Source organism: Gammaproteobacteria bacterium, assembly GCA_013696315.1.
In the GTDB taxonomy this organism is placed as follows: Bacteria; Pseudomonadota; Gammaproteobacteria; order JACCYU01; family JACCYU01; genus JACCYU01.
Genome location: JACCYU010000097.1, coordinates 1 through 3,200 on the forward strand (window position 1 = coordinate 1; position 3,200 = coordinate 3,200).

The following is a 3,200-nucleotide window of genomic DNA, read 5'->3' on the forward strand; positions in this document are numbered from 1 at the left end:
GTCCTGGATGAGGCTGCGCGAGAAAGGAAAAACGTGGAGGTAGAAAGATGAAGCCTTTAACTCGCATAAAACTCGACCCATCCGTAATGGGTGGGCGGCCTTGCGTCCGTGGACTACGCGTGACCATCGGCACAATCGTCGGACTGATGGGCGCAGGCCGCTCGCGAGGAAATCCTCAAGCTCTACCCGTATCTGGAACCGGCGGATATCGATGAGGCGCTTACTTATGCCGCATGGAGGGCCGAGGAAGCAGAAGTGCCGTTGCATACGGCATGAAGCTGCTGGTTGACATGAATCTCTCGCCCATGTGGGTTCATGTACTGCCGCTCAGAGGCAGCACGTGAATCGGCACGTTAATGCGATTGCCAGTCGCCTGAGCTTGCGACCACCCCAGCGCGAGTCGCTCACCATCCTCGACCGGATCACCGAAATTGTTCCGCCGCGAAAGGCGGTTGATTTAGAAGCAGCGCTGGCGGCCATTCGCACTGAGTTTCCAAGCGTTACAGACTTCGAGCGAGAATTTCCCTCGCTGTGCTTCGCGCTGGCGACCCGCGTCGGCAAGACGCGGCTGATGGGCGCGTTTATCAGCTATCTGCACCTGGCGCATGGGCTTAACAACTTCTTTGTGCTGGCGCCAAACCTGACTATATACAACAAGCTCATCACGGACTTCACGCCGAACACACCGAAGTATGTGTTCAAGGGCATCGCGGAGTTCGCGCTCAACCCCCCGGCGATCATCACCGGCGATAACTACAATGAGCGTGATCCCACCAGCGGCCTGCTGTTCGGCGGCGTGCGCATCAATATCTTCAATATCTCCAAGATCAACTCGGAAGTGCGCGGTGGCAGGGCGCCGCGCATCAAACGGCTGTCGGAGTACATTGGCCAGAGCTATTTCGATTATCTGGCGGGACTTGATGATCTCGTATTGTTGATGGACGAGTCGCATCGCTATCGGGCATCCGCCGGCGTGCGGGCGATTAACGAGTTGAAGCCGGTGATCGGGCTGGAGTTATCGGCCACCCCGTTCGTGGAGACGAGCAAGGGCTTGGTGGGTTTCAAGAATGTCATCTACCACTACCCGCTCGCCAGGGCGATGGCGGACGGCTTCGTGAAGGAGCCGGCGGTTGTGACCCGAAAGGATTTTAACCCGGCCGGTATGTCAGCCGGGGAAATTGAACGGCTCAAGCTGGAGGACGGCGTCCGGCTTCATGAGAGCGTAAAGGTAGAACTGGAAACCTACGCTCGCCAGACCGGGAACCACGTCGTCAAGCCCTTCCTGCTAATCATCGCGCGCGACACGACTCATGCCGGGCAGTTGATGGAATTGGTGCAGTCGAACCGCTTTTTCGACGCACGTTACAAGGATAAAGTCATCCAGGTTGATTCCAGCCGTACCGGCGCGGCGGAAGACGAGATGGTGCAGCGTCTGCTCGCCGTCGAGAGCACCGAAGAACCGACCGAGATCGTCATTCATGTCAACATGCTCAAGGAAGGCTGGGATGTCACCAATCTCTACACCATCGTCCCGCTGCGGGCGGCGAATGCGCGGATTCTGATCGAGCAGTCGATTGGGCGCGGCCTGCGTTTGCCCTACGGCAAGCGCACTGGCGTCACGACGGTAGACCGGCTGAACATCATCGCCCACGATCGATTCCAGGAAATTATCGACGAGGCCAGCCGGCCGGACTCGACGATCCGTTTGCAGCAGGTCGTTCTGAATTCGGATGACCTGACGCGGAAGACAAAAACCGTCGTCTCCCAATCCATACTGGCCACCAAGCTGGGCCTTCAGCCCGAGCACATCACGGTGAGTACGGAAGTGGCTGGCGACAAGCAACCGCCAGCGTTTGAAACACTCGAGGAACAGAAGCTAGCACGGATTACTTATGCTGTAATCCGCAAACTGGAAAATCAGCCTCAAATGTTGCCGAGCGTTGCTTATCTGCTAATACCGGAAGTGCAGGCGCTGATGGTCAAAGAAGTTGCCCGTCAGTATCGATCCGCTCAGTTGGAGATCGAACAGGTCATCACGCAGCCGGACATCGCGGCGATGGTGGCAAAGACCTCGGAGCTGGTTATCCAGCAGACTATCGATATTCCGCGCATTCTGGTTGTGCCCAGGAGCGAAGTAAAAGCCGGTTTTGAGTCCTTCACACTGGAGCTCAGCACGCTCAACTATCCGGCGCCCTCCGAAGATCTCTGGATTCAACACCTGCGCACTAATCAGCTTGAGGTCTTGGGCTTGGTCAGAGGCGGTTTGAAAGAGACTCGGTTGGAGGATTACATCGTCAGCGGCCTCATAGACTTTGACGATATTGCTTACGACGAGCATGCCGATCTGCTTTACGAGCTTGCCGCGCAAGTCGTTGGGCATTTACTCACTTATCTCTCCGACGAAGAAGCGGATAAGGTGCTGCGCCTGCATCAACGGGATATCGCCCGATTCATCCATGCTCAGATGCAAGAGTACTATTGGGAAGAAGATGTGGATTACGAAGTGAAGATCAGCAGGGGATTCACCGAATTGCGACCGAGCGCCTACACCGCTTCCACTCAGGAGCCGCCGATGGACTTCCGTCAGGCGCCGGACGACAGGAGCAATATGGCGCGGTATCTGTTTACGGGGTTTAAGCGCTGCCTCTATTCGTTGCAGAAGTTTCAGTCGGACAGCGAACGGAAGATGGCGATCATCCTGGATCGCGAGTCCGAAAAGTGGTTCAAGCCGGCTAAAGGCCAGTTCCAGATTTTCTACAAGTCGGGCGCCGAGCATCTGGAATATCAGCCGGACTTCGTGGCTGAAACTGCCAGCTGTACCTACATGGTCGAAACGAAGGCGCGGAACGAGATGGAGGCCGCCGATGTGCTGGCCAAGCGTGAGGCGGCGTGTAAGTGGTGTGAGCAGGCTTCCGGCTATGCCGCGACGCACGGCGGTAAGCCATGGAAGTACCTAATGATACCCCACGACGTCATTTCCGAAAATATGACGCTGGAGGCTCTTGCGCAAAGGTGGCTGATTTCGCAACCGAACACGGGGGCGATAAACGTAAAATGTTGAATTTCGGATCGCAGGAGAGATCCATGCGATCCCTGTTTCTGATGTCGATAAACAAGCCCGCATGTTGCCGTCTGAGGAACGCGTGCGATCCATTTCGCCGGTGCGTGAAGAGTTTCTTGCCAAGTCGCCTATTCCAGTT

The 3,200-nt window shown here is 56.4% G+C and carries 1 protein-coding gene and 1 pseudogene; both read left to right on the forward strand.

The annotated features are described in order from the left end of the window. Nucleotides 1–47 precede the first annotated feature (47 nt). Nucleotides 48–276: pseudogene (locus tag H0V34_05640) on the forward strand (DUF433 domain-containing protein). Nucleotides 277–340: 64 nt separating this feature from the next. Continuing rightward, nucleotides 341–3,061 carry a DEAD/DEAH box helicase family protein gene (locus tag H0V34_05645; protein ID MBA2491194.1) on the forward strand — a complete coding sequence of 907 codons (2,721 nt, stop codon included), beginning with the start codon at nt 341–343 and terminating at the stop codon, nt 3,059–3,061. Nucleotides 3,062–3,200 lie beyond the last annotated feature (139 nt).